2 protein-coding genes and 1 pseudogene are annotated in these 1,743 nt (G+C 63.3%); 1 reads left to right on the plus strand and 2 read right to left on the minus strand.

The window, feature by feature from the left end; all coding sequences use genetic code 11:
- Positions 1 to 244 (minus strand): annotated as a pseudogene (locus AHiyo1_RS24695) (hypothetical protein); the annotation flags it as partial.
- Positions 241 to 1,353 (minus strand): Gfo/Idh/MocA family protein, encoded by a 1,113-nt coding sequence (locus AHiyo1_RS10600; protein WP_059388543.1) that lies wholly within the window; start codon positions 1,351 to 1,353, stop codon positions 241 to 243. The pseudogene AHiyo1_RS24695 and the gene AHiyo1_RS10600, both read right to left, overlap by 4 nt.
- A gap of 177 nt (positions 1,354 to 1,530) precedes the next feature.
- Between AHiyo1_RS10600 and AHiyo1_RS10605 the strand changes: the two genes are divergently transcribed.
- Positions 1,531 to 1,743, plus strand: a 213-nt coding sequence (locus tag AHiyo1_RS10605) for a winged helix-turn-helix domain-containing protein (RefSeq protein ID WP_148667541.1), incomplete at its 3' end; no start/stop codon positions are given.

Below are 1,743 nucleotides of genomic sequence, written 5' to 3' on the forward strand. Positions count from 1 at the left end.
CGGCGTCGAGCAGGGCGGCGGTGTTTTCCGGGACCGGGTTGACGACGACGATGCCCGACACTCCGCCGTCGATCGCCTTGATGGCCTCGGTGGTCCAGCCCGCGGCGCCGTCGATGGCGGAAATCCGTGCGGCCTCCCCGGCTGCTACCGGGCCGAAGCTCGCTGGAAGAGAAGCCACCGCGAGTGCTACGGAGCCGCTCTCTTCCGCCTGCGGGGTTGCAGTGACCGTGTACTGGGTGCTCATGAGCGGGCTCCTGCATGGCTGTTTGCGTGCTCCGCCGCCGCGAGGTCCACCGTGGCGTCGGCAATGGCTATCGCGAAGGTGAGGTCATTGATGAGGCTTTCGGCCGACGGTGGTTGCTTGGTTCCGAGTGCCAGTTGGGCGAGTTCGCGCCATTCGCCCTCGTAGCCGTTGTGCTCGAACGGTCCGTAGGTGGTCCTTGTGGTTCCGCGGGTGATAATTGCGGCCGCGGAACCCGCCTGTACATAGGAAGGAGTGAAGTCCACGCGAAGGGCTGCGTCGTCCGAGATCGCTTCGAAGACCCATTCCGGCTTCCAGGTTTTGTTCATGGCTGCCCTGAGTTCGATGATCCGGTCACCTGCGCCCGGTTTTCCAGAACGAAGCGAAATCACGTAACCGAAGGGGCGCACGTGGCGCGCCTGCAGCACCTCGAGGTCTTCGAAATCCGGCGTGAAGCGGCGGACGAGCGGAAGGTCGTGGATGGCGAGGCCCATGATGCCGCCCCGCAGGAAGTTCTTGATGACCTCGATATCGCTGTAGTCAGGGTTGCCGCTGGCTGGCCGGGTAATGATTTCGGTGGCGAAATCTTCGAACCGGGCATTGGGCGGGAGAACGATGGAAGAACGGATGGTGTGGACGTTCTCGGGGAGATCGCCCCAGTTGGCTTCGGCTGCGAGCCAGCCCGGATCGAAGGTGTGCATGGCGCCCACGATGATCGGCACGCCGGTTTCCGCGCTGACCGCCGAAATCCGGGCAGCCTCCTCGCCGCTCATGGCGAAGGGCTTTTCGCAGAGGACGGCCTTCTTTCCCGCGCGGCACGCGGCGATCACTTGGTCCGCGTGGAACTGGTGGGGGCTGCAGATGGCGACGATGTCGACGTCGGGATCGCCCAGGAGTGCGTCAATGCTGGTGCTGTGTTTGGCGCCGACGCGTGCTGCGACCGATTCGGCAACCGCGGAGTCGACGTCCATGATGTGGCGGACTTCCAGGATGTTCCGGAGCCGGGCCAGGGAAGGAAGGTGGATTGCTTGGGTGACCGGGCCGGCGCCAAGGATGCCGACGCCGAGGGGGCCTGGTGATCCCAACGGTGTTGCCTGTGAGTGGCTGGACAAGATCAGTTACCTCTTCGTAAACGGAGTCTCTGAGTTTCAGCGTGGCTTTGTGGGCTACGTGACCCTTCTCACAAACAACCTACGACGACTTTTGTCGATGAGCAAGCAAAAGTTGAAAATCATTCGACAATCTTTTTGCTGCGTGACAGCCATAAGCAATCGTGCTATCACTGATGCATGACTTCAGCACCCGATAAAGCCCCGGGCAAGGACGGCTCCGTACAGGACGCCGGGAGCCTTTCGCGTGCAGGAGACCTGTTTCAGCTTCTTCGCGACGGCCAGGCACGGACCCGCGCCGAACTCGCCATCACCACCGGGCTGGCCCGTTCCACCGTCGCCTCGCGCATCGACGCCCTCATGAACTCCGGACTCGTGGGTCCCGCCGGCGAG

Source organism: Arthrobacter sp. Hiyo1, assembly GCF_001263615.2.
Taxonomy (GTDB): domain Bacteria; phylum Actinomycetota; class Actinomycetes; order Actinomycetales; family Micrococcaceae; genus Arthrobacter.